Genomic DNA, 22529 nt, shown 5'->3' with positions numbered 1-22529 from the left:
GCCGACCTGCAGGTCGGCGGCGTGGCCCTGACCGACGCGCTGATGGCGCCGACCGCGCTGTACGTCAAGCCGATCCTGTCGCTGCTGCGCGAACAGGGCGAAGCCATCCATGCCATGGCGCACATCACCGGCGGCGGCCTGACCGAGAACATCATCCGCGTCATCCCGGACGGCCTGGGCCTGGACATCCGCGCCAGTGCCTGGACCCTGCCGCCGGTGTTCGAGTGGCTGCAGCGCGAAGGCGCGGTGGCCGACAGCGAGATGTGGCGCACCTTCAACTGCGGCATCGGCTTCGTGCTGGTCGCCGCGCCGGAGCAGGTGGCCGCGCTGGAGCGCAGCCTGGACACCCTGGGCCTGGCGCACTGGCAGATCGGCGCGGTGGTGGCCGCCGCGGACGCCGGCGAACGCGTGCACATCGGCTGAGTCGCATGGCGGCGGCCAAGCGCGCCTGGCTGACGCTGGCGCTGGCGGTGTTCGCCGCCAGTTGGCTGCGGCCGCTGTGGCCGGCGGAACAGGCCATGCACAGCTCCCTGGCAGTGCTGGGCCTGGTCTGGCTGGTCTGGCACGACCGGCGCTGGCCGCTGCGCACCGGCCACTTCGCGGCTATCTGCCTCTTCATCAGCGTGCACAACATCGCCGCGCACTGGCTGTATTCCAATGTGCCCTACGATCAATGGCTGCGCGCGCTGACCGGTGGCTGGTCGCCGAGTGCGGCGTTCGGCTGGCAGCGCAATCACACCGACCGGCTGATCCACCTGCTGTTCGGGGTGTGCTTCGCGCCGGCATTGCGCGATCACGCGCGCCAGCGCTGGCCGGCGCTGTCGGCGCGGCAGGCCTTCGTTTTGGCGACAATGGCGATCATGTGCGTCAGCCTGGTCTACGAATGGCTGGAATGGCTGATCGCGCTGCTGCTGTCGCCGGAGCAGGCCGAGTCCTACAACGGCCAGCAGGGCGATCCCTGGGATGCGCACATGGACATGCTGCTGGCCACGCTGGGCTGCGCCAGCGCCTGGCCGTGGCGACGCATTGCGCGCCCGCTTCCCTCCACCCCGCGCTGAGACAGACGATGTCGCTGCCACCGCCTCTTCCCGCCCCCGGCGGCCATGCCGCCGATGTGGTGCGTGCCACCTCCGACCTGAACACCCTGGCGACGCTGTATGCCGTCATGGCGGGGCTGCAGGTCGTCGTGGTGCTGCTGGTGGGCGCTTTGCTGGCCTACGGCGTGCACGAGGAGGCGCAGCTCAACGCCGTCGGCCAGAGCCCGGACCAGGCGCAGAGCGGCGTCATTGCGATCGTGATGCTGTCGATCCTGCTCGGCCTCGGCCTGCTCGCGCTGCTGCTCAAGGTGCTGGTTGCGCGCGCCTTGCGCCAGCGTCGCCAGTTGTGGCTGTGCTACGCCGGCGCCGTGATCACCTGCCTGGGCTTCCCGCTGGGCACCGCACTGGGCATCGCCACCCTGCTGACATTGCAGCGCCCGGCCGTGGGCGCCCTGTTCCGGACTCCCGCCCGATGACGCTCCGCCTCGCTGTCCTCGCCTCCGGGCGCGGCTCCAACCTGCAGGCCATCCTCGCCGCGATCGCCGCCGGCACCCTCGATGCCGAGGTGGTCGGCGTGTTCGGCGATCGTCCGGAGGCGCCGGCGCTGGCGATGGTGGCGCCGGACCGGCGCTGGTCGGCGCGGCCCAAGGACTTCCCCGATCGCGTCGCCTTCGAGCAGGCGCTGGGCGACGCGGTCGCCGCGGCAAGGGCGGACTGGGTGGTCTGCGCCGGCTACATGCGCATTCTCGGCGTAGGCTTCGTGCAGCGCTTCGGCGGGCGCCTGCTCAACATCCACCCCTCGCTGCTGCCCAAGTACCGCGGCCTGCACACCCATGCCCAGGCCTTGGCGGCCGGCGACGCCGAGCACGGCGCCAGCGTGCATTTCGTGGTGCCGGAACTGGACGCCGGCGCGGTGATCGCGCAGGTGCGGGTGCCGGTGCAGCCCGGCGACGGTCCCGACGACCTGGCGCAGCGCCTGCTGCCGCGCGAACACCGGCTGCTGTGCGCGGTGCTGCGGCTGGCCGCGGCGGGCCGCCTGGCTGAACGGGACGGCAAGGTCTGGCTGGACGGTCAGTGCCGGTTTAGTCCGCTGCGCCTAGATTGCGACGACGTGCTGCTTCCCTGAATGCGCTGCCGCACCTTCCGCGGCCCCTCCCCCCTCTTCCCTCCCGCTCACGCCAGCCGATCCCATGAAGCTCGCTCCGCGTCCGTTCGCCTTCCTCGTCGCGTCCGGCCTCGGCCTGCTGGCGCCCATCGTCGCTGCGCAGGTCGCGCCGGCGCCCGCCGCGCAGCCGGCGCCGCAGACCGCCCCCGCCCCGACCACGCCCGCCACCGGCGCACCTGCACCGGCCGCCGCAGCGGCGCCGGCGCTGCCCGCCGAGGCCTGGACGCCGCCGCCGCTGCAGCCGTTCGTGGCCACCTACGACGCGCTGTACAAGGGCAAGCCGGCCGGCGACGCGCGCATGGACGTGGTGCATACCGGCGGCGACCAGTGGCGGGTCGACCTGGGCGTGCACGGCCGCAGCGGCTTCGCCAGCATCCTCGGCCTCAATATCGAGCAGAGCACGGTGTTCACCGTGCAGGACGGCCGCTACGTCCCGCAGAGCCAGAGCACGGTCAAGAAGGCGGTGTTCTTCGGCAAGAAGGTCACCGGCGTGTACGACTGGAAACAGGGCCTGGCGCGCTGGGACGGCGACCTGAAGAAGGACCGGCAGGCGCCGATCCCGCTGCAGCCCGGCGACCAGAGCGCGCTGCTGCTCAATCTCTCGCTGATGCGCGACGCGCAGCCCGGCAAGACCATGACCTACCGCTTCGTCGACGTCGGCCGGGTGCGCGAACATGTGTACCGCGCCGCCGACCAGACCGAGACCGTGCAAGTCGGCGACATCAGCTACGACGCATTGCGGGTGTCGCGCACCAATGGCGGCCGCAATGAGACCATCCTGTGGATCGCCAACGGCGTGCCGACGCCGGTGCGCATCCTGCAGCGCGAGGACGGCGAAGACCGCATCGACCTGCGCCTGACCGAATACCAAGGAGCCTGACCATGACCCGCATCGCCCGCCCGCTGACCGCCCTCGCCGCCGCCCTGCTGGCCACGGCGAGCCTGCCCGCCCTGGCCCTGGAGCCGTTCACCGCGGACTACCAGGCCAGCTACATGGGCATGCAGGCCAACGGCGTGATGACCCTGGCCAAGCAAGGCGCCGACCGCTGGCGCTACAGCCTGGCGATCAAGAACCAGGTCGCCGACCTCAGCCAGAGCACCGTGTTCGAGGAAAAGGGCGGGCAGCTGCGTCCGCTCAGCAGCGACGACCGCTCGGTGTTCCTGATCAAGAAGAAGGCGGTGACCGCCAACTACGACTGGAGCACCGGCCAGGCGACCTGGGGCGGCGACCTCAAGGCCGACCGCCGCGGCCCGGTGAAGCTGCAGCCGGGCGACATGGACGCGCTGCTGATCAACCTGGCGATCGCGCGCGACGTCAACGCCGGCAAGACCCCGAGCTACCGCATGGTCGACGAGGGCCGCGCCAAGCCGATGACCTACCGCGTCGCCGGCAAGGAAGCGGTCACCGTCAACGGCAAGACCGAGCAGGCGACCAAGGTCAGCCGCACCGACGGCTCCAAGGAAATCATCGCCTGGATCGTGCCGGACATGCCGGTGCCGGTGCGCATCCTGCAGCGCGAGAACGGCCAGGACGCGCTGGACCTGACGATCAAGGCGTTGCGCTGAGAAGCCGGGATTGGGGAATGGGGATTGGGGAATCGTGAAAGCGGCTTCGCCGCGGGAATTGGGAATCGGGAGTGGGGAATCGTGAAAGCGGTTTCCCGCGCTTGATCGTTCCCGTGTGTGGGCTGGGATTGGGGAATCGCAACAGCAACTCCCTGCCCGTGGTGCTTCCCATGTGGGAGGGGCTTCAGCCCCGACGCGCGGATGCGAATCGTCTTGCGGAAACCAGTTGGCGACTTGCAGCAGACCCCCAAGCGGCGCGCGTCGACTCCTATCCACGGTACATGGACCGTGACGACAGACGGGCCTTTCTCTATAGCACTCCCCACGCGGGCGCCACCTAAGCGGCGCCCTGCCCCACGCCGTTACTTCTTCTCCGCCGGCGCGGCCTTGAAGGTGGTGCGGCAATCCACGCGGATCTGCGCGCCGGTGCTGCGCCAGTAGAACGTGCTGCATTCGCGCGGGCCGTTCTGGGTGCGGCTCACGCCGACCGCGTAGAACGACTGCCAGATCTCGTCGCGGGTGACCTGGCCATCGCCGTTCCAGTCCATGTCGCGCTCCTCGATGCCCTGGGTGATGGCGATGCCGGTGTACCAGGCATAGCCGACCCAGGCCAGCAGCACCACCACGATCGCCAGCAACACCTTGCGCCGGCGGCTGAAGCGGCCGCTGAGGATCATGCGACGCGCCGGATGGACGCGCCCAGCGCCCCCAGCTTCTCCTCGATGTTCTCGTACCCCCGGTCCAGGTGGTAGATGCGGTCGATGGTGGTGTCGCCGTCGGCGACCAGGCCGGCCAGGATCAGCGAGGCCGAGGCGCGCAGGTCGGTGGCCATCACCGGCGCGCCGCTGAGCCGCTCGGCGCCGCGCACGATCGCGGTGTGCCCTTCGATCTGGATGTCCGCGCCCAGGCGCAGCAGTTCGTTGACGTGCATGAAACGGTTCTCGAAGATCGTTTCGTTGATCACGCCGACGCCGTCGGCCACGCAGTTGAGCGCCATGAACTGCGCCTGCATGTCGGTGGGGAACGCCGGATACGGCGCGGTGGTCAGGCTGACCGCGCGCGGGCGCTTGCCGTGCATGTCCAGGCGGATCCAGTCCTCGCCGGTCTCGATGCTGGCGCCGGCCTCGGTGAGCTTGTCCAGCACCGCGTCGAGGGTGTCGGCGCGTGCGCGGCGCACGGTCACGCTGCCGCCGGTCATCGCCGCGGCGACCAGGAAGGTGCCGGTCTCGATGCGGTCCGGCAGCACCGCGTGGCGACCGCCGGACAGGCGCTCCACGCCGTGCACGACGATACGCGAGGTGCCGGCGCCTTCGATCTTCGCGCCCAGCGCGATCAGGCAGTCGGCCAGGTCGCTGACCTCCGGCTCCATCGCCGCGTTCTCCAGCACGGTGGTGCCGTCGGCCAGGGCCGCGGCCATCAGCACGTTCTCGGTGCCGGTGACGCTGACCATGTCGAACACGTAGCGGCCGCCCTTGAGCCGGCCTTTGCTGCTGGCCTTGATGTAACCGTTCTCGACGCTGATCTCCGCGCCCAGCGCCTGCAGGCCCTTGATGTGCTGGTCGACCGGCCGCGAGCCGATCGCGCAGCCGCCCGGCAGCGACACTTCGGCCGCGCCGAACTTGGCCAGCAGCGGGCCCAGCACCAGGATCGAGGCGCGCATGGTGCGTACCAGTTCGTACGGGGCGACGTGCTGATGGACCTTGCGCGGGTCGACGGTGATCGCGCTGCCGCGCGACAGCGTGCCTTCGTCGATGGTGACTTCCGCGCCCAGCTCGCCGAGCAGCTTCACCGTGGTGATCACGTCGTGCAGCTGCGGCACGTTGGTGATCTCCACCGGCGCATCGGCCAGCAGGGTCGCGCAGAGGATCGGCAGCACGGCGTTCTTGGCGCCGGAAATGTTCACTTCACCGTGCAGCGCGTTGCCACCGGTCACTACGATTTTGGCCATGGGTCTCGTGGGGGAATTGAAAGGGGAGAAACGGGCGCGCGGCGGCTCAGCCGGCGGCGCGCCCGGCCTGCTCGGGGGTCAGGGTGGTCAGGGCCAGCGCGTGGATCGCGCCGCCCATCAGCTCGCCCAGGGTGGCGTAGACCATGCGGTGGCGGGCCAGCGGCAGCTTGCCGGCGAAGGCGGCGCTGACCACGGTGGCCTCGAAGTGCACGCCGTCGTCGCCCTGCACCTGCACCTGCGCGTCCGGCAAGCCGGCCTCGATGAGTTTACGGATGATTTCGGCGTCCACCGGGCTTTCCTAATAAAATGATCGGCCATTCTACCCTCCGACCGGCACCCGCATGGATGTATCGCCCCTGTCTCCCACGACGCCCGACGACGCCGGCCTGGTCGCCAGCGGCCGTCGCGTGGTCGAGATCGAGCAGGCCGCGCTGGCGGCGGTCGGCGCGCGCATCGGCGCCGAGTTCGCGGCCGCCTGCCGGCTGATCCTGGGTTCGCGCGGGCGCGTGGTCGCCACCGGCATGGGCAAGTCCGGCCACGTGGCGCGCAAGATCGCCGCCACCCTCGCCTCCACCGGCACCCCGGCGTTCTTCGTGCACCCGGGCGAGGCCGGGCATGGCGACCTGGGCATGATCACCGATGCCGATGTGGTCCTGGCGCTGTCCTACTCCGGCGAGTCCGACGAGATCCTGATGCTGCTGCCGGTGCTCAAGCGCCAGGGCAACGCGGTGATCGCGATGACCGGGCGCGCGCAGTCCACGCTGGCGCGCGAGGCCGACCTGCACCTGGACGTCAGCGTGCCGGCCGAGGCCTGCCCGCTGGACCTGGCGCCGACCTCCAGCACCACCGCCTCGCTGGCGCTGGGCGATGCGCTGGCGGTGGCGCTGCTGGACGCGCGTGGCTTTACCGCCGACGACTTCGCCCGCTCGCACCCGGCCGGCAGCCTCGGCCGCCGCCTGCTGCTGCACATCACCGACGTCATGCATCGCGGCGACGAACTGCCCAAGGTCCGCGAGGACGCCAGCCTCAGCGAAGCGCTGGTGGAGATGAGCCGCAAGCGCCTGGGCATGACCGCGGTGGTGGACGCCGACGACCGCCTGCTCGGGCTGTTCACCGACGGCGACCTGCGCCGGACGCTGGACAGCGCGCTGGACGTGCGCCAGACCCGCATCGCCGAAGTGATGACCCGGCAGCCGCGCACCATCGGCGCCGACCAGCTCGCCGCCGAGGCCGCCCGGCTGATGGAGACGCACCAGATCAACGGCCTGATCGTGGTCGACGCGGCCGGCCGCGCGGTCGGCGCGCTCAACATTCACGACCTGTTGCGCGCCAGAGTGGTTTAACAGGCTGAACTCGTTCACCGCCAGTGGCGCTCCACGCCACTGGCCCTGGCCGCTGGAAAGCCGGCCTCCCCGCCCCGATATCCCGAACATGCCCTATTCCCCGCTGGCCGACCTTCCCGCCGACCTGATCGACCGCGCCGCCCGAATCCGCTTGGCGTGCTTCGACGTCGACGGCACGCTGACCGACGGCCGCCTGTATTACGACCGCGACGGCAACGAGAGCAAAGCCTTCAACGTGCTCGACGGCCAGGGCCTGGTGCAGTTGCGCCGGCACGGCATCGACGTGGCGCTGATCACCGCGCGGCCCAGCCTGGCCGCGGAGAAGCGCGGCCAGGAGCTGGGCCTGCTGGTGCAGATCGGGGTCAAGGACAAGCGCGCCGGGGTGCAGGCGCTGTGCGACGAGCGCGGCATCGGCCTGGAGCAGGTCTGCTTCATGGGCGACGACCTGCCCGACCTGGCGCCGCTGCGCGTGGTCGGCCTGGCGGTGGCACCGGCCAACGCCCATCCCTGGACCGCCGAACACGTGCACTGGACCACCCGCGCCCGCGGCGGCGAAGGCGCCGCCCGCGAACTGTGCGACGTGCTGCTGGCGGCGCAAGGCCACGTCCCGTCCCTGCTGCAGGAGCATGGCGCATGAACTGGCGTACCACTCTCGGCGGCCTGCTGCTGGTCGGCGCCCTGATCAGCGGCTGGTCGGCCTGGAACCAGCGCAGCAAGCCCAGCCGCAATCCGTCCGACGAAGCCAGCGTGGACTACATCGCCCGCGACTTCGAGATCGTCAGCCTGGACAAGCAGGGCAAGGAAGCGATGACCCTGCGCGCGCCGCAGATGGAACGCAGCCGCGCCGACCAGACCATGTCGATCGTGACCCCGCTGTTCCTGCTGCCCGACGCCAACGGCCAGCACTGGGAAATGCGCAGCAAGACCGGCTGGGTCAGCGCCAACGGCGACGAACTGCGCCTGCGCGACGACGTCGCCGGCGACAGCCCCAAGGTGCCCAGCATCCCGCCCACCACCTTCCGTACCCAGAGCCTGGACGTCTTCCCGCAGACCAACAGCGCACGCACCGCCGACCCGGTCACCATGACCCGGCCCGGTATGATGCAGACCGGCGTCGGCTTCCAGGTCGACTTGAAATCCCGGCAGTACAAGCTCCTTTCACAGGTCAAGTCCCGTTATGAACCGAATGCTGCCCGCTAAGCTCGCCCTGCTCGCCCTGCTGCTGCCGACCCTGGCGCTGGCCAAGTCGTCCGATCGCAACCAGCCGATGGATATCACTTCCGCCAGCCAGAGCGGCAACATGCTCGACGACAACGGCAAGATCCGTTACTCGGGCAATGTCGTCATCATCCAGGGCACGCTCGAAATCCATGCCGACACCGCCGACCTGTTCAAGAAGAACGGCGACATCGATCGCGTCGTGCTGACCGGCAAGCAGGCCACCCTGAAGCAGGAACTGGACGATGGCTCGCCGATGGACGCGGTCGCCGACAACATCGACTACAAGGTGCCCACCGACACGGTGATCCTCACCGGCAATTACCGCATGACCTCTCCCAAGGGCACCAACGCCGGCCAGCGCATGGTCTACAACACCAAGACCGGCGACATGCAGGGCGGCGGTGACGGCACGCGCGTGCACACGGTGATCCAGCCGAAGAACGCTGGCGCTGCTCCGGCCGGCACGCCTGCGAACGGCGCGAAGCCTGCCGCCAAACCGGCCGCGACGCCAGCCAAGCCGGCCAAGCCTGCGAAACAAGGAGGCCAGTGATGCTGCTCGCCGAAGGCCTGCGCAAGCGCTACAAGCAGCGCGAAGTGGTGCGTGATTTTGCGCTAACCCTGGAGGCCGGCGAAGTGGTCGGCCTGCTCGGCCCCAACGGTGCCGGCAAGACCACCTGCTTCTACATGATCGTCGGCTTGGTCGACGCCGATGCCGGGCGCATCGTGCTCGACGGCAACGACATCACCGCGCTGCCGATGTACAAGCGCGCCAAGCTCGGCGTCGGCTACCTGCCGCAGGAGCCGTCGGTATTCCGCAAGCTCAGCGTCGCCGACAACATCCGCCTGGTGCTGGAACTGCGCGAGGATCTGGACGCCGCCGGCCAGGAACGCGAACTGGTGGCGCTGCTGGACGAACTGCAGATCAGCCACGTCGCCGACCAGCTCGGCGCCAGCCTCTCCGGCGGCGAACGCCGCCGCTGCGAGATCGCCCGCGCGCTGGCCGCCAAACCGCGGCTGATGCTGCTCGACGAGCCCTTTGCCGGCGTCGACCCGATCTCGGTCGGCGAAATCCAGCGCATCGTCACCCACCTCAAGCAGCGCGGCATCGGCGTGCTCATCACCGACCACAACGTGCGCGAAACCTTGGGAATCTGCGACCGGGCGTATATCCTCAACGAGGGCAGCGTGTTGGCGCAGGGGGCGCCGGAAGCGCTGCTGGCCAACAGCGACGTGCGCCGCGTCTACCTCGGGGAAACCTTCAGGCTCTGACCGCGCACGCGCCGGCTACGCTCCTTCCGCGCTCGGTACAGGCATGAAAGCACGGCTGCAGACATCGCTGGGACAGCACCTGGTCATGACGCCGCAGTTGCGGCAGGCGATCAAGCTGTTGCAGATGTCCAGCGCCGAGCTGGAGGTGGAGATCGCCGAGGCGGTGGAGAGCAATCCGCTGCTGGAGTGGTCCGAGGACGCCGCACCGGCGTTCGAACGCAGCGAAGGTGCCGACCACGGCGTTGACCGCGACCACGCGGCAGGCGAGACGCGCAGCGACGGCGATGGCGACCGCGGCGAATCCGCGCAGGCCAGCGATGGTGCCGACTGGGCCGACGCCGAGCCGGCCTGGGCCGGCGGCAGCGGCGGTTCGTTCGACGACGACGACCTGGGCAGCGCGGCCGAACGCGTGGCCGAGCCGGACACCCTGATCGACCACCTGCTGTGGCAGTTGCACCTGTCGCCGCTGTCCGCGCGCGACCGCAGCATCGGCGCGGCGCTGATCGACGCCTTGGACGACGACGGCTATCTGCGCGAGCCGCTGGCCGCGATCGCCGAGACGCTGCGCCCGGACATCGCCGCCGAGGAGGACGAGATCCTCACCGTGCTGCACCAGATCCAGCGCTTCGACCCGGCCGGCATCGCCGCGCGCAGCCTGGGCGAATGCCTGACCCTGCAATTGGACACCCTGCCCGAGGACACGCCGGGCCTGGCGCTGGCCCGCACCATCGCCAACGGTCCGCTGGAGCGGCTGCCGCGCAGCGGCGTGGCCGGGCTGGCCCACGAACTCAAGCGTCCGGCGGCGGAGGTCGACACCGCGGTCGCGCTGCTGCGCTCGCTGGACCCGCGCCCGGGCAAGCAGATCGGCGAACTGGGCAGTGACACCTACGTGGTACCGGACTGCGTGGTCTGGCGCCAGCGCGGGGTCTGGCATGCGGCGCTGTCGGCGCACGCCCAGCCCAAGGTCACCATCCACCGCGGCTACGAGCGGCTGATCCGCCAGTGCGGCGAAAGCGACGCCGGCTATCTGCGCGGGCAACTGCAGGAAGCGCGCTGGCTGCTGAAGAGCCTGGAGGCGCGCGGCGAGACCCTGCTCAAGGTGACCCGGTGCCTGCTCAAGCAGCAGGCCGGCTTCCTGGAGTTCGGCGAACAGGCGCTGCGGCCGCTGACCCTGCGCGAGATCGCCGGCGAACTGGGCCTGCACGAGAGCACCATCTCGCGCGCCATCGCCCGCAAGTACGTGCGCACCCCGCGCGGCACCATCCCGCTGCGCGCCTTCTTCGCCTCGGGCATCGACACCGACAGCGGCGGCGAGGCGTCCAGCACGGCGATCCAGGCGATGATCCGGCGGCTGATCGAGGCGGAAAACCCGCGCAAGCCGCTTTCTGACGCCAAGCTGGCCGACCTGCTGAAAAGTGCCGGCGTGCCTGTAGCGCGCCGCACCGTAGCGAAGTATCGTGAGGCCATGAACATTTCCGCCTCCCACGAACGCGTTCGAATCGGCTAGCGGCGGCGGCGATGGTTCATAGGTGTGAAACCCGAACCAAGGAGTATCCGATGCGTATCGAGACCTACGGCCAGCAGATCGAAGTCACCCCCGCCCTGCGCGAGTATGTGGAGACCAAGCTGCAACGGCTGAAGCGACACTACGAGGAAACCATCGAGGTCCGCGCCCAGCTGGCGCTGCGCAAGCCCGACCACCACGTCGAGGCCACCGTCAACGTCCCCGGCCGCACCCTGCACGCCGACGCCAGCGCGCAGACCATGTACGCGGCGATCGACCTGCTCGCCGACAAGCTGGACCGGCTGATCATCAAGCACAAGGAAAAGAAGCACGACCACCATGCGGCCGAGGTGCGCGACAATCTCGCGTGATCCTCCCCACGTTGCGCCGCCATGCCCTTGACCGATCTGATGGCGGCCGTCAGCACCCAGGTGCTTCCGGCCGCCGATCGCGACACCCTGCTGCACACCGCCGCCGGCCTGCTGGCCTGCCAGCAGGCCGGCGCCGATGAACTCTTCACCAGCCTGCGCGAGCGCGAACAACTCGGCAGCACCGCCATCGGCCACGGCATCGCCATCCCGCACGGCCGCGCGCCGGACCTGGACGCCCCACGTGGCGCGCTGCTGCGCCTGCAACAGCCGATCGATTTCGACGGCCAGGGCACCCTGGTCGACCTGATCTTCGCCATGGCCGTCCCGGCGCACTACACCCACCAACACCTGATGCTGCTGTCCGAACTGGCCGAGCAGTTCTCCATCGAGGAATTCCGCGACGCCCTGCGCAATGCGCCGGACGCCGCCGCACTGTATGCGCTGCTCGGCGGCGCGCCACGGGCCGCCGCATGAACACCAGCATCGACGCACGCGAGCTGTTCGACCAGCAGCGCGACCGCCTCGGCCTGCGCTGGATCGCCGGGCACAAGGGCGAACACCGGGTGCTGGAGGCCGGCAACGCGGTCTCCCGGCGCCCGTCGCTGGCCGGCTATCTCAACACCATCTACCCCAACAAGGTGCAGATCCTCGGCACCGAGGAACTGGCCTGGCTGGACTCGCTGGACGCGCGCCAGCGCTGGGAGACCATCGAGAAGATCGTGCAGGTGCGGCCGCTGGCGCTGGTGGTCACCAAGAACCAGTCGTGCCCGGAAGACCTGCGCGCGGCCGCCGACGAATCCGACACGCCGCTGTGGGTCTCGCCCAAGCGCGGCCACGAACTGCTCAATCACCTGTCCTACCACCTGGCACGCACGCTGGCGCCGCGGGTGATCCTGCATGGCGTGTTCATGGAGATCTACTCGATCGGCGTGCTGATCACCGGCGAGGCGGGTTCGGGCAAGAGCGAACTGGCGCTGGAACTGCTCAGCCGCGGCCACCGCCTGGTCGCCGACGACGCCCCCGAATTCACCCAGATCGCCCCCGACGTGCTCGACGGCACCTGCCCGGAACTGCTGCAGGACCTGCTGGAAGTGCGCGGGCTCGGCGTGCTCAACGTGCGCGAGATGTTCGGCGACACGGCTGTAAAGAAGAACAAGTACCTTCGGCTCATCGTGCACCTGACCCGGCCCATGACCGAGCCCACGCCCCACGGCTACGAGCGCCTCACCGGCGATTCCGGCACCCGCCACGTGCTGGACCTGGACGTGCCGCTGATCACCCTGCCGGTGATGCCCGGCCGCAACCTGGCGGTACTGACCGAGGCCGCCACGCGCCTGCACATCCTGCGCACCAAGGGCATCGATCCGGCGGCGATGTTCATCGCCCGCCACAGCAACCTGCTGGAGCGGCGCAGCCCATGACCGACGGCGCCCCCACCTCCACGCTGGTCATCGTCAGCGGCCTGTCCGGCTCCGGCAAGTCGGTGGCACTGAAGACCTTCGAGGACCTGGACTACTACTGCGTCGACAACCTGCCGGTGGAACTGCTGCCGGCCTTCGTCAAGAGCCTGGTGCGCGAGGATGCCGGCCCCAGCAAACTGGCGGTGGGCATCGACGTGCGCAGCCGCCACAGCGACCTGAGCCAGCTCTCGCGCTGGCGCGAGGCGGTGGCGCAGTTCGGCCTGGATGCGCGGCTGCTGTTCTTCGACGCCAACGACGAGGCGCTGATCAAGCGCTACGCCGACACGCGCCGGCGCCATCCGCTGTCGCGCCAGGGCCTGTCGCTGCCGGAAGCGATCGAGCGCGAGCGCGCCCTGACCGAGCCGCTGCGCGAGGCGGCCGATGCGGTGATCGACACCAGCACGCTCAACGTGCACCAGCTGCGCCGGCGGGTCACCACCGAGTTCGCGCTGTCCAGCGAGAACACCCTGTCGCTGCTGTTCGAGTCCTTCGCCTACAAGCGCGGGGTGCCGGCCGAGGCGGATTTCGTGTTCGACGCGCGGGTGCTGCCGAATCCGCACTGGGACCCGGAACTACGGCCGATGACCGGCCGCGACAGCGGCGTGCGCGAGTACCTGGACGCGCAACCGGACGTGCAGCGCTACACCGCGCAGCTGATCGACTTCCTCGACACCTGGCTGCCGCGGCTGCGCAACGACACCCGCAGCTACGTGACCATCGCCTTCGGCTGCACCGGCGGCAAGCACCGCTCGGTCTACCTGGCCGAACGCCTGGCCCGCCACGCCCGCGAACAGGGCTGGCCGGAAGTGGCGACCTTCCATCGCGAGCAGGATTGATCGAAAAGCCGGGATTCGGGATCGGGGATTCGGGATTGGCAAAAGCGGCATTGCTCTGGCTCTTGCGAATCCCCAATCCCGAATCCCCAATCTCCGCTCCCCACAGGCATTCCCTGCGCCCTGCCTGACCTGTTAACGTTCTCCCATGGCCTGTGGCATTCTCCTCATCACCCACCCTGGGATCGGCGCCGCGCTGCTGAGCGTGGCGACCCAGCTGTTGCGGCAATTGCCGCTGAAAACCGAAGCCTTCGAGGTGCCGTTCGACGCCGACCTCGACGCGCTGCTACCGAACGCATCTGCCGCGTTGCGGCGGGTGGACGACGGCGATGGCGTGCTGGTGGTGACGGATCTGTACGGCGCCAGCCCGAGCAACCTCGCCGCGCGGCTGGCGCGCCTGGGCACGCCGGTGCGGCGCGTGTCGGCGTTGAGCCTGCCGATGTTGTTGCGGATCATGAACTACCCCGAACAAGGACTGGAGCAGTTGCCCGCGACCGCCGCCGCCGGCTCGCGCAACGGCGTGGTGATCGACGATGCTTGAACGCGAACTGCTGGTCTCCAACCGCCTCGGCCTGCACGCCCGCGCCACTGCCAAGCTGGTGCAGACGCTGTCCTCGTTCCGCTGCAACGCCACGCTGGCGGCCAAGGGCCGCGAGGTCAACGCCAAGAGCATCATGGGCGTGATGCTGCTGGCCGCCGCGCAGGGCACGCCGGTGACGGTGCGGGTGGACGGCGCCGACGAAGCCGAGGCGCTCAAGGCCGTGGTCGACCTGTTCGAGCGGCGCTTCGACGAGGACAGCTGAGCATGCGCCGCCGGCGGCCGCAGGCAGGGACGCGGTGCCGCCGCACGGGGTACGCGCGGTGAGCGTGCGCATCGCCGGCCATGGCGCCTCGCGCGGCAATGCCCTGGGCCGGGCGCGGGTGCGCCTGCCGCATGCGCTGGAAGTGGCCGAGCAACGCATCGGCGCCGCGCAGATCCCCGAAGAACTCGACCGCCTGCACCGCGCGGTGGACGCCGCGCGCGAGGAGATGCACGGCCTGCGCCAGCGCCTGCACGGCGCCCTGGCCAAGGAGGTCGGCGAATTCCTCGACCTGCACGCGCTGCTGCTCGACGACCCGGAACTGCTGCACGGCCTGGACGAACTGATCCGCACCGGCCGCTACAGCGCCGACTACGCGCTGCGCCTGCAGCGCGACCGCCTGGCGACCGTGTTCGACGACATGGAGGACGCCTACCTCAAGAGCCGCATGGACGATCTGGACCATGTGATCGGGCGGATCCATGCGTTCCTGCAGAAGCGCCAGCCGGACAGCGAAGGCCTGGCCGGCGAGATCCTGGTGTGCGAGAACGTGGCGCCGTCGGAACTGGCGCAACTGCAGGCGCAGGGCGTAGTCGGCATCGTCACCAGCGCCGGTAGCACGTTGTCGCACAGCGCGATCCTGGCGCGCAGCCTGCACCTGCCGCTGGTGGTCGGCGTCGCCGACGCGCTGCAGAAGATCAACGACGGCGACGTGCTGATCATCGACGGCACCCAGGGCGCGGTGCTGGTCGACCCGACCCCGGACGACCTGCGCGACTACCGCAGCCGCGTGCGCGAGCAGGCCAAGCTGCAGCGCAGCCTGGGCAAGCTGCGCTCCAAGCCCAGCCGCACCCGCGACGGCGTGGACATCACCCTGCTGGCCAATGCCGAGTCGCGCGACGACGTCACCCGCGCGCATGCGCTCGGCGCCGACGGCCTGGGCCTGTACCGCACCGAATTCCTGTTCCTGCAGCGCGACGCGCTGCCCGACGAGGAAGAACAGTTCCACACCTACCGCGACGCGGTGCTGGGCATGAGCGGGCGGCCGGTGACCATCCGTACCCTGGACCTGGGCGCGGACAAGGCCGATCGCACCGGCCTGACCATGAGCAACGAAGAAAACCCGGCGCTGGGGCTGCGCGGCGTGCGCCTGTCGCTGGCCCGGCCCAAGGTCTCCGACACCCAGCTGCGCGCGCTGCTGCGTGCCTCCGCCTACGGCCCGGTGCGGGTGCTGGTGCCGATGGTCAGCACGCGCGAGGAACTGCTGGCGATGCGCCGGCATCTCAAGCGCATCGCCGCGCAGTTGCGCCGCGACGGTCATGCCATCGCCGAGCAGGTGCAACTCGGCGCGATGATCGAGGTGCCGGCCGCAGCGCTGGCCCTGGATACCTTCATCGACACGATCGACTTCCTGTCGATCGGCACCAACGACCTGGTGCAGTACCTGCTCGCCGCCGACCGCAACAACGAAGCAGTGGCCGCGCTGTATTCGCCGCTGCATCCGGCGGTGCTGCGACTGATCGCGCAGGTGATCGCCACCGGCCAGGCCCATGGCAAGCCGGTGGCGGTGTGCGGCGAGATCGCCGGCGACCCGGCACTGACGCCGATGCTGCTGGCGCTGGGGCTGCGCGAGTTCAGCCTGCACCCGGCGACGATGCTGGAAGTACGCCAGGTGATCCGCGACACCGACCTGCAGACCCTGCGCCAGCGCGGCGCCAAACTGCTGCAGGCCCGCGACCGCAAGGGCATCGAGCGTTGGCTGGGCTGCGCGATCGGGTAGTTCCCGTGCGTGTTGCGGCATTGCCTTGTGGGAGGGACTTCAGTCCCGACGCCTGAACCCTTATCGCGTCGGGACTGAAGTCCCTCCCACAAAAAAACCGTCGCCCGCGTGCCGGCGTAGATGCGTCACTCCCATCGACATCCCTCTCCCTGGCTTTCTGCCTTCTTTTTTCCTGGCTTCTGCACTGCTCTCTGCTTCCTTCTCGGTGCTACCTATTCCCCCGCCCACCTGTTCCTGCCCCCTGCCCTTTGCCTCTCGCCCCCTTCCCCAAGAGCAGTTTTTCGCTTGCTACCCCGTCGCTTTTCTCCCCGCGCACTGACGCTGCTTCGCTCTGCACTTGCGATTCCCGATTCCCCATTCCCCACTCCCGGCTCCACCAACACTGTGCTTCCCGCAACATGCAGGCGATAATGTTGGGATGAACATCTGACCGACCGCGTTTCTCCGGAGCGCGGCCTCACCCAAGGGAGCAGCGCATGGCCGACGCCGTCCGCCACGACAAGACCGCGCGGCAGCTGCGCATGCTGTCCGATGCGCTGGACAGCGGGCGCCTGGGCCCGGTGCGGCGCCTGGTCAATACGCTGGCGCCGGCCGAGATCGGCAATCTGCTGGAGTCGTTGCCACCGGGCAAGCGCGAGGTGGTGTGGGGGCTGGTCGATCCGGAGGACGACGGCGAGGTGCTGGTCCACGTCGGCGAGGAAGTGCGCGAGAGCCTGCTCGCGGACATGGACCCGGACGAAATCGTCGCCGCGGTCGAAGACCTGGACATCGACGACCTGGCGAACCTGGTCGAGGACTTGCCGGACACGGTCATCGACGAAGTGCTCAAGTCGATGGACCGCGAGAACCGCGAGCGGCTCGAGCAGGTGCTGTCGTATCCCGAGGACAGCGCCGGCCGCCTGATGAACCCGGACGTGGTCACCGTGCGCGCCGACGTCAACGTCGACGTGGTGCTGCGCTACCTGCGCCTGCGCGGCGAACTGCCGGACCACACCGACCACCTGTTCGTGGTCAGCCGCCGCCACCAGTACCTGGGGCGGGTGTCGCTGGCGGCGCTGGTCACCCACGAGGACTCCACCCCGATCAACCGGCTGATCGACGACGAGCAGCCGGCCATCGACGTCGGCGAAGGCGCCGACGAGGTCGCGCGGCAGTTCTCCGACCACGACTGGATCTCCGCGCCGGTGGTGGACGACAACAACATCCTGCTCGGCCGCATCACCATCGACGACGTGGTCGACATCATCCGCGACCAGGCCGAGCACCAGGCGATGAGCGCCGCCGGCCTGGACGAGGACGAGGACCTGTTCAGCCCGGTGCGGCGCGCGTTCCGGCGCCGCCTGCTGTGGCTGACGATCAACCTCGGCACCGCCTTCATCGCCTCCAGCGTGGTCGGCCAGTTCGAGGGCACCATCGCCAAGCTGGTGGCGCTGGCCGCGCTGATGCCGATCGTGGCCGGCATGGGCGGCAACGCCGGCACCCAGGTGCTGGCGCTGATGGTGCGCGGCCTGGCCCTGGGCCAGATCGGCGCCTCCAACGTGATCGTGCTGCTGCGCAAGGAACTGTCGGTGGCGCTGATCAACGGCCTGGCGCTGGGCATCGGCCTGGGCCTGATCGTGCTGCTGTGGTTCAAGCAGCCGCTGCTGTCGCTGGTGATCGGCTCGGCGCTGACCATCAACCTGCTCACCGCCGCGCTGGGCGGCGTGCTGGTGCCGCTGACGCTCAAGCGCCTGGGCTTCGATCCGGCGCTGGCCGGCGGGGTGATCCTGACCACGCTGACCGACGTGATGGGCTTCCTCAGCTTCCTCGGCCTGGCCACCTTGGTCCTACTGTAGGGCGTATGCGTACGGCGGGCGCGGTTCCCGCCGGCGCGCCGCACGGAGCGGCAGCAGCGCGCGTCGCCGCATCCACCGGTGCACGACGGTCACGCCACGCCAGCACGCGCCTTGGCCGCCGGCTGACTGGCGCATGTCCGCCGCCCCTGCCCGGGTTGTCGTGGAGACGTCGCGCCCACGATACTGCGGCCTTCCCATCCGAGGGCCGGCCATGTCGATGCGTTCGTTGCTGCTTCTGCTGTGCCTGTCGATGGTCGGCTGCAGCACTCTGCCCAGCGACCCGGCCACCGGCCACTTCGTCAGCCGCCAGCTCAGCCTCGACGGACGCATCTACCGCTACCAGGTGTTCGTGCCGGCGCCGGCGCATCGCCAGGGCCCGGTGCCGGTGGTGCTGTTCCTGCACGGCTCCGGCGAGCGCGGCGACGATGGCCGCGACCAGACCACGGCCGGACTGGGCCCGTACCTGCGCCGCCACCTGGCCGATTTCCCGGCCCTGGTGGTGATGCCGCAGGCACCCGACGGCGAGGAATGGAACGGCGCCAACGCGACCATGGCGCTGCAGGCGCTGGACGACAGCAGTGCCGAGTTCAACGGCGACCCGCAGCGCACCTACCTGACCGGCATGTCGATGGGCGGCTACGGCACCTGGGAGATCGCCCTGAAGCAGCCGCAGCGCTTCGCTGCGCTGGTACCGATCTGCGGCGCGATCCTCTCCCCGCACGAAGACCGCGAATACCTGGTGGTGACGCCGGTGGCCTATCTGGCCGACCCCTACAGCGCCCTGGCGCAGCGCCTGCGGCACGTGCCGGTGTGGATCTTCCACGGCGCCCAGGACGACGTGGTGCTGCCGCACGACGACCGCAAGATCGTCCGTGCATTCAAGAACCTCGACGCCGACGTGCGCTACACCGAATACCCGCAGGGCAACCACAACGCCTGGGATGCCACCTACCGCGATCCGAAGATGTGGCAGTGGCTGTTCGCGCAGAAGCGCAGCGACGCCGCCACGCAGACGACCGCGGACAACTGAGCGCGGCCCGCCCTGCGCCGCGCGCACGTGCGCGACGGCGTAACCGGCCTGTCCGCGCACTGCCGATCTTCGATCACCGTTCGATGCAGGGGGATGCATGCGACACAAGGGGATGCTGTGCGCCATCGTGTGCGCGCTGTTGGCCTGCGCCAGCCACGGCGCGACGGCACAGGCGCTGACCGAACCGGTCACCACCTACCTGCAGAGCAAGGCGGCGACCGCCCGCCCCGGCGTGGAATACCGCAAGGACATCGCCGCGCTGCAGACACGCTTGGACAGCATGGATGCGGCGGACATCGCCCTGCTGGACCGGATCATCGCCCATTGCAGCAGTTGGCAACGGCCCGGCCTGCGCGTGATCAGCGTCGCCGACGTGCACGAGTACGAGGCCTACATGGCCGCCCATGACGACGGCCAGCCGACCGAATGGATCGACCTCAGTTGCGCCAACGCACTGCAGATGCGTGGCTTTGCCGCCGCCGCACAACGGCAGTGGTCGGAGGCGCTGGCATGGCTTGATCAGGCCATCGCGCTCGGGCCGTATCTGTTCTCCGCCTACACCGAACGCGGCTATGCGTTGCGCAACCTCGGGCGCACGGACGAAGCGCTCGCCACCTATCGGCAGGCGCTGGCCCTGGCCGACGTCTCGCCGCGGGCGCGGGCAGGCCGCGCGATCGCGCTACGCGGCATCGGCTCGCTGTTGATCGACACCCCGGACAAGGCCGGCGCCCGCGCGGCCCTGCAGCAGTCGCTGGAGCTTGAACCCGGCAATGCTGTCGCCCTGCACGAACTGCAGTATCTCGACCAGATGGAAGCGGCAGCGTCGCAAGCGCATTAGGTCCTGCCCGCGCTTCCGCGCATGCCGCGCCGAGGTGATGCACGCCTCCGGCAGCGACACCGCCGCAGGCCTGTGTGCATGGGTCCACTGCCACGCCGATCGGCGCGGGCCTGGCAGGTGCGTCGCCGACACGCGCAGCGTACGTCGACGGCCGGCAACACCGACGGTGCGATCGGGCCCAACGCGGCGAACATGGCCGCTGCGCTGCAGGCAGTGCGCAGCGGCAGCGGCCCCGCGTGACGCGCCCGGTCGACGACGACAGTTCCAGCTGCGCGACGCCATCGGCTGTGCGGCGACGCGCCAAACCGCGTACAGTCCGCGCTTTCGTGCATAGGCCCGGCATGGCGACCGCCATCTCTTCATCGCAAACCGCGTTCCATGCCCGCCTGCGCGCCCTGGAGCCGAGCGCAGCGGTGGTCGCCGGCGCGGCGATTCCGCCACTGCTGGTGCCGGCACACGACGACGCCGCTGCGTTGCAACTCAGCGACAGCGGACGCTGGCTGTTGCAGGTGCTGGATGCGCTGGACGCGCTGCACCAGGCAAGCCAGGCCACCCGCCTGTCCGCCGATGCGCTGCGCCGCGACCAGAAGTTCGCACCGCCCGGACGGCCGTCGCTGCACCTGGTGCAGTTGCGCCAGCAGCAGGCGGCCGCGCAGCAGGCCGTGCGTCGTGCCAACCAGACGCTGGCGCAGGCCGCCGCCGGCTTCGTGCGCAGCGCCGGGCTGACGCCGCCGCCGCGGACCGGGCCGGTGGCGTTCGTGCAAGGATGGCTCGCACGCCATCTGGGGTAGCGGCACCGCGGTGCCGCGCGGCCCGGGCGTGCATCGATATACGGCCCGCCACGCCGCGCGTGTCTACGCAAGCTAAACCGCGGGCGCCGGAGCGCCCATGCCAGCCCGGCCTGCACCTGCCCCGCTGCTATCCTGCACGCCCCTCGCACTCCGCTGCCCGACGCCCCATGCCCGTGCCCGCTCTCGTTGCCCTCCCCTGCCCTGCCCCGGCGGCCTGCTCGCGCACGCGCCTCGGCGCCCGTGCCACGGCGGCGGCATGAGCATGCCCGGCGCGCACACGGCCAATTTCGCCACCTGGGGCATCTGCGCGCTGGCCACGGCCGGCGTGATCGCGCGGCCGTTCAAGCTGCCCGAGGCGTGCTGGGCGGTGGGCGGCGCGCTGCTGCTGATGGTGCTGGGGCTGATGCCCGGCGGCGAGGCCTGGCAGGCGGCACTCAAGGGTCTGGACGTGTACCTGTTCCTGATCGGCATGATGCTGCTGTCGGAGACCGCGCGCGCCGAAGGTCTGTTCGACTGGGTGGCGATGCATGCGGTGAACCTGGCCAAGGGCTCGACCCAGCGCCTGTTCGCGCTGGTGTTCGGCGTCGGCATCGTGGTCACCGCGTTCCTGTCCAACGACGCCACCGCGGTGGTGCTGACCCCGGCGGTGTACGCGGCCGCGCGCAAGGCCGGCGCCAAGCCGCTGCCGCTGCTGTTCGCCTGCGCGCTGATCGCCAACGCCGCCAGCTTCGTGCTGCCGATCTCCAACCCCGCCAATCTGGTGCTGTACGGCGGCAAGATGCCGACCCTGGGCGCGTGGATGGCCGCGTTCGCGCTGCCGTCGCTGCTGGCGATCGGGGTGACCTTCGTGATGCTGCGCTGGGCCGAGCGCAAGGACCTGACCGGCCGCTGCGCCGCGCGCGTGGACACGGTACCGCTGACCCGCGGCGGTACCTTCGCCCTGGTCGGCATCCTCGCCACCGCCGCGCTGCTGGTCGGCGTCTCCGCGCTCGGCCTGGACCTGGGCCTGCCGACCTGTCTGGCCGGCCTGGCGACGCTGGGCGTGGTGTGCCTGGGTGGCCGCCAGTCGCCGCTGCCGATGGCCAAGGCGGTGTCGTGGTCGGTGCTGCCGCTGGTGGCCGGCCTGTTCGTGCTGGTGGAGGCGCTGTCGCGCACCGGCGTGATCGGCCTGCTCGCGCGTACCCTGACCGACGCCGCTGCGCACTCGCCGCAGGCCACCGCCGGCATCGCCGGCACCCTGCTGGCGTTCGGCTCCAACCTGATGAACAACCTGCCCGCCGGCCTGATCGCCAGCACCACCGTCGCCCAGGCGCAGCCGCCGCAACTGGTGGTGGACGCGCTGCTGATCGGGGTGGATCTGGGCCCGAACCTGTCCATCACCGGCTCGCTGGCGACCATCCTGTGGCTGACCGCGATCCGCCGCGAAGGCGAGGACGTGGGCTTCTGGCGCTTCCTCAAGGTCGGTGCGCTGGTGATGCCGCCGGCGCTGCTGTGCGCGCTGGGTGCGCGGCTGCTGCTGGGCTGAGTCGCGCGCGCCCACTTCGTGGATTGCCCATGGCGGCCAGCCCGCGGAATGGGCACCCAGGTCCGGCCTGCAGCGACCGCGGGTCGGCCGCGGCGGCTTCTACCGCACCGCGTCGCGGCCGAAGCCGCTGCTACGAGGGAGTCTGCGAGCTGTCGGTGCCGTCATAGATACCGTCTCACCCCCTAGCAGGCAAGGCCCCTTTTCGGATCGAAC

At 70.0% G+C, this 22529-nt stretch carries 27 protein-coding genes; 24 read left to right on the top strand and 3 right to left on the bottom strand.

Annotation, left to right across the window (positions count from 1 at the left end; all coding sequences use genetic code 11):
* The 6 genes from CEK65_RS13150 to CEK65_RS13125 all read left to right on the top strand — a co-directional run.
* Window positions 1–423: AIR synthase-related protein (locus CEK65_RS13150; RefSeq protein ID WP_255424531.1), on the top strand; the 423-nt coding region annotated here is incomplete at its 5' end.
* Window positions 424–428: 5 nt separating this feature from the next.
* Entirely contained in the window at window positions 429–1058 is a 630-nt protein-coding gene (locus tag CEK65_RS13145) for a DUF2238 domain-containing protein (protein ID WP_152182022.1), read from the top strand.
* Between the two features lie 8 nt (window positions 1059–1066).
* A complete protein-coding gene (locus tag CEK65_RS13140; RefSeq protein ID WP_152182021.1) occupies window positions 1067–1513 on the top strand; it encodes a hypothetical protein in 447 nt (148 codons plus the stop codon).
* Window positions 1510–2163: a phosphoribosylglycinamide formyltransferase gene (gene purN, locus CEK65_RS13135; protein ID WP_152182020.1), complete on the top strand. Its 654-nt coding sequence runs from the start codon at window positions 1510–1512 to the stop codon at window positions 2161–2163. The genes CEK65_RS13140 and purN overlap by 4 nt, the downstream gene beginning before the upstream one ends.
* Window positions 2164–2227: 64 nt before the next feature.
* Window positions 2228–3082, top strand: coding sequence for a DUF3108 domain-containing protein (locus CEK65_RS13130; protein ID WP_152182019.1), 855 nt, complete (start codon window positions 2228–2230; stop codon window positions 3080–3082).
* A 2-nt stretch (window positions 3083–3084) separates the two neighbouring features.
* Entirely contained in the window at window positions 3085–3768 is a 684-nt protein-coding gene (locus CEK65_RS13125) for a DUF3108 domain-containing protein (RefSeq protein WP_017910671.1), read from the top strand.
* Between the two features lie 362 nt (window positions 3769–4130).
* On the opposite strand, the gene CEK65_RS13120 is transcribed toward CEK65_RS13125, so the two are convergent.
* Genes CEK65_RS13120 through CEK65_RS13110 form a run of 3 tightly spaced genes read right to left on the bottom strand, consistent with a single transcriptional unit; the run spans window position 4131 to window position 6005 of the window.
* Window positions 4131–4445, bottom strand: a complete 315-nt coding sequence (locus tag CEK65_RS13120; protein ID WP_010344096.1) for a hypothetical protein — start codon at window positions 4443–4445, stop codon at window positions 4131–4133.
* The gene (gene murA, locus CEK65_RS13115) at window positions 4442–5716 is read right to left on the bottom strand and encodes a UDP-N-acetylglucosamine 1-carboxyvinyltransferase (RefSeq protein WP_017913808.1); all 1275 of its coding nucleotides are present in this window, start codon (window positions 5714–5716) and stop codon (window positions 4442–4444) included. Before murA ends, CEK65_RS13120 begins: the two co-directional genes overlap by 4 nt.
* 46 nt (window positions 5717–5762) lie before the next feature.
* Window positions 5763–6005: a BolA/IbaG family iron-sulfur metabolism protein gene (locus CEK65_RS13110; RefSeq protein WP_152182018.1), complete on the bottom strand. Its 243-nt coding sequence runs from the start codon at window positions 6003–6005 to the stop codon at window positions 5763–5765.
* Window positions 6006–6057: 52 nt separating this feature from the next.
* On the opposite strand from CEK65_RS13110, the gene CEK65_RS13105 reads away from it, so the two are divergent.
* The 18 genes from CEK65_RS13105 to CEK65_RS13020 all read left to right on the top strand — a co-directional run bounded on the left by CEK65_RS13105 (window position 6058) and on the right by CEK65_RS13020 (window position 22316).
* Window positions 6058–7059 (top strand): KpsF/GutQ family sugar-phosphate isomerase, encoded by a 1002-nt coding sequence (locus CEK65_RS13105; protein WP_017913809.1) that lies wholly within the window; start codon window positions 6058–6060, stop codon window positions 7057–7059.
* Between the two features lie 88 nt (window positions 7060–7147).
* Window positions 7148–7696: an HAD hydrolase family protein gene (locus CEK65_RS13100; RefSeq protein WP_017910666.1), complete on the top strand. Its 549-nt coding sequence runs from the start codon at window positions 7148–7150 to the stop codon at window positions 7694–7696.
* Complete coding sequence (gene lptC / locus CEK65_RS13095) at window positions 7693–8259, top strand: LPS export ABC transporter periplasmic protein LptC (RefSeq protein WP_152182017.1); 567 nt, start codon at window positions 7693–7695, stop codon at window positions 8257–8259. The genes CEK65_RS13100 and lptC overlap by 4 nt, the downstream gene beginning before the upstream one ends.
* Window positions 8237–8830, top strand: coding sequence for a lipopolysaccharide transport periplasmic protein LptA (gene lptA / locus CEK65_RS13090; RefSeq protein ID WP_152182016.1), 594 nt, complete (start codon window positions 8237–8239; stop codon window positions 8828–8830). The genes lptC and lptA overlap by 23 nt, the downstream gene beginning before the upstream one ends.
* Window positions 8830–9549, top strand: a complete 720-nt coding sequence (gene lptB / locus CEK65_RS13085; RefSeq protein WP_019799410.1) for an LPS export ABC transporter ATP-binding protein — start codon at window positions 8830–8832, stop codon at window positions 9547–9549. The genes lptA and lptB overlap by 1 nt, the downstream gene beginning before the upstream one ends.
* Window positions 9550–9592: 43 nt before the next feature.
* Entirely contained in the window at window positions 9593–11056 is a 1464-nt protein-coding gene (locus CEK65_RS13080) for an RNA polymerase factor sigma-54 (protein ID WP_152182015.1), read from the top strand.
* A 50-nt stretch (window positions 11057–11106) separates the two neighbouring features.
* Window positions 11107–11424, top strand: coding sequence for a ribosome-associated translation inhibitor RaiA (raiA, locus tag CEK65_RS13075; RefSeq protein WP_010344105.1), 318 nt, complete (start codon window positions 11107–11109; stop codon window positions 11422–11424).
* Between the two features lie 21 nt (window positions 11425–11445).
* Window positions 11446–11898, top strand: coding sequence for a PTS sugar transporter subunit IIA (locus CEK65_RS13070; RefSeq protein ID WP_152182014.1), 453 nt, complete (start codon window positions 11446–11448; stop codon window positions 11896–11898).
* The gene (gene hprK, locus CEK65_RS13065) at window positions 11895–12845 is read left to right on the top strand and encodes an HPr(Ser) kinase/phosphatase (protein ID WP_017910661.1); all 951 of its coding nucleotides are present in this window, start codon (window positions 11895–11897) and stop codon (window positions 12843–12845) included. The genes CEK65_RS13070 and hprK overlap by 4 nt, the downstream gene beginning before the upstream one ends.
* Window positions 12842–13720, top strand: coding sequence for an RNase adapter RapZ (rapZ, locus tag CEK65_RS13060; RefSeq protein ID WP_017913816.1), 879 nt, complete (start codon window positions 12842–12844; stop codon window positions 13718–13720). Before hprK ends, rapZ begins: the two co-directional genes overlap by 4 nt.
* A 145-nt stretch (window positions 13721–13865) precedes the next feature.
* Window positions 13866–14258, top strand: a complete 393-nt coding sequence (locus tag CEK65_RS13055) for a PTS fructose IIA subunit family protein (protein WP_152182013.1) — start codon at window positions 13866–13868, stop codon at window positions 14256–14258.
* Window positions 14251–14520: an HPr family phosphocarrier protein gene (locus CEK65_RS13050; protein WP_010344110.1), complete on the top strand. Its 270-nt coding sequence runs from the start codon at window positions 14251–14253 to the stop codon at window positions 14518–14520. The genes CEK65_RS13055 and CEK65_RS13050 overlap by 8 nt, the downstream gene beginning before the upstream one ends.
* A 58-nt stretch (window positions 14521–14578) precedes the next feature.
* A complete protein-coding gene (ptsP, locus tag CEK65_RS13045; protein ID WP_026143486.1) occupies window positions 14579–16297 on the top strand; it encodes a phosphoenolpyruvate--protein phosphotransferase in 1719 nt (572 codons plus the stop codon).
* A gap of 476 nt (window positions 16298–16773) precedes the next feature.
* A complete protein-coding gene (mgtE, locus tag CEK65_RS13040; RefSeq protein WP_010344112.1) occupies window positions 16774–18132 on the top strand; it encodes a magnesium transporter in 1359 nt (452 codons plus the stop codon).
* Between the two features lie 211 nt (window positions 18133–18343).
* The gene (locus tag CEK65_RS13035) at window positions 18344–19162 is read left to right on the top strand and encodes a prolyl oligopeptidase family serine peptidase (RefSeq protein WP_017910657.1); all 819 of its coding nucleotides are present in this window, start codon (window positions 18344–18346) and stop codon (window positions 19160–19162) included.
* A gap of 97 nt (window positions 19163–19259) precedes the next feature.
* Window positions 19260–20000, top strand: coding sequence for a tetratricopeptide repeat protein (locus CEK65_RS13030; RefSeq protein ID WP_226980575.1), 741 nt, complete (start codon window positions 19260–19262; stop codon window positions 19998–20000).
* A gap of 341 nt (window positions 20001–20341) precedes the next feature.
* On the top strand, window positions 20342–20791 hold the full coding sequence (locus CEK65_RS13025) for a hypothetical protein (RefSeq protein WP_152182012.1): 450 nt from the start codon (window positions 20342–20344) through the stop codon (window positions 20789–20791).
* 256 nt (window positions 20792–21047) lie between these two features.
* Window positions 21048–22316, top strand: coding sequence for an arsenic transporter (locus CEK65_RS13020; RefSeq protein WP_152182011.1), 1269 nt, complete (start codon window positions 21048–21050; stop codon window positions 22314–22316).
* Window positions 22317–22529 lie beyond the last annotated feature (213 nt).

The organism is Xanthomonas sp. LMG 12459, from assembly GCF_009192905.1.
GTDB lineage: Bacteria > Pseudomonadota > Gammaproteobacteria > Xanthomonadales > Xanthomonadaceae > Xanthomonas_A > Xanthomonas_A sontii.
The sequence above is the reverse complement of the archived record's forward strand: the minus strand, read 5'-3'. Positions and strand labels throughout refer to the sequence as shown.

Bases quoted from the DNA above. Each gene is read 5' to 3' on its own strand.
- CEK65_RS13125 (WP_017910671.1), top strand. From the start codon at position 3,085: ATGACCCGCATCGCCCGCCCGCTGACCGCCCTCGCCGCCGCCCTGCTG.
- CEK65_RS13145 (WP_152182022.1), top strand. From the start codon at position 429: ATGGCGGCGGCCAAGCGCGCCTGGCTGACGCTGGCGCTGGCGGTGTTC.
- raiA (WP_010344105.1), top strand. From the start codon at position 11,107: ATGCGTATCGAGACCTACGGCCAGCAGATCGAAGTCACCCCCGCCCTG.
- CEK65_RS13120 (WP_010344096.1), bottom strand. From the start codon at position 4,445: ATGATCCTCAGCGGCCGCTTCAGCCGCCGGCGCAAGGTGTTGCTGGCG.
- CEK65_RS13050 (WP_010344110.1), top strand. From the start codon at position 14,251: ATGCTTGAACGCGAACTGCTGGTCTCCAACCGCCTCGGCCTGCACGCC.
- lptC (WP_152182017.1), top strand. From the start codon at position 7,693: ATGAACTGGCGTACCACTCTCGGCGGCCTGCTGCTGGTCGGCGCCCTG.
- CEK65_RS13030 (WP_226980575.1), top strand. From the start codon at position 19,260: ATGCGACACAAGGGGATGCTGTGCGCCATCGTGTGCGCGCTGTTGGCC.
- CEK65_RS13025 (WP_152182012.1), top strand. From the start codon at position 20,342: ATGGCGACCGCCATCTCTTCATCGCAAACCGCGTTCCATGCCCGCCTG.
- rapZ (WP_017913816.1), top strand. From the start codon at position 12,842: ATGACCGACGGCGCCCCCACCTCCACGCTGGTCATCGTCAGCGGCCTG.
- murA (WP_017913808.1), bottom strand. From the start codon at position 5,716: ATGGCCAAAATCGTAGTGACCGGTGGCAACGCGCTGCACGGTGAAGTG.
- CEK65_RS13035 (WP_017910657.1), top strand. From the start codon at position 18,344: ATGTCGATGCGTTCGTTGCTGCTTCTGCTGTGCCTGTCGATGGTCGGC.
- CEK65_RS13080 (WP_152182015.1), top strand. From the start codon at position 9,593: ATGAAAGCACGGCTGCAGACATCGCTGGGACAGCACCTGGTCATGACG.
- CEK65_RS13140 (WP_152182021.1), top strand. From the start codon at position 1,067: ATGTCGCTGCCACCGCCTCTTCCCGCCCCCGGCGGCCATGCCGCCGAT.
- lptA (WP_152182016.1), top strand. From the start codon at position 8,237: ATGAACCGAATGCTGCCCGCTAAGCTCGCCCTGCTCGCCCTGCTGCTG.
- CEK65_RS13100 (WP_017910666.1), top strand. From the start codon at position 7,148: ATGCCCTATTCCCCGCTGGCCGACCTTCCCGCCGACCTGATCGACCGC.
- lptB (WP_019799410.1), top strand. From the start codon at position 8,830: ATGCTGCTCGCCGAAGGCCTGCGCAAGCGCTACAAGCAGCGCGAAGTG.
- hprK (WP_017910661.1), top strand. From the start codon at position 11,895: ATGAACACCAGCATCGACGCACGCGAGCTGTTCGACCAGCAGCGCGAC.
- purN (WP_152182020.1), top strand. From the start codon at position 1,510: ATGACGCTCCGCCTCGCTGTCCTCGCCTCCGGGCGCGGCTCCAACCTG.
- CEK65_RS13070 (WP_152182014.1), top strand. From the start codon at position 11,446: ATGCCCTTGACCGATCTGATGGCGGCCGTCAGCACCCAGGTGCTTCCG.
- mgtE (WP_010344112.1), top strand. From the start codon at position 16,774: ATGGCCGACGCCGTCCGCCACGACAAGACCGCGCGGCAGCTGCGCATG.
- CEK65_RS13020 (WP_152182011.1), top strand. From the start codon at position 21,048: ATGAGCATGCCCGGCGCGCACACGGCCAATTTCGCCACCTGGGGCATC.
- CEK65_RS13055 (WP_152182013.1), top strand. From the start codon at position 13,866: ATGGCCTGTGGCATTCTCCTCATCACCCACCCTGGGATCGGCGCCGCG.
- CEK65_RS13105 (WP_017913809.1), top strand. From the start codon at position 6,058: ATGGATGTATCGCCCCTGTCTCCCACGACGCCCGACGACGCCGGCCTG.
- CEK65_RS13130 (WP_152182019.1), top strand. From the start codon at position 2,228: ATGAAGCTCGCTCCGCGTCCGTTCGCCTTCCTCGTCGCGTCCGGCCTC.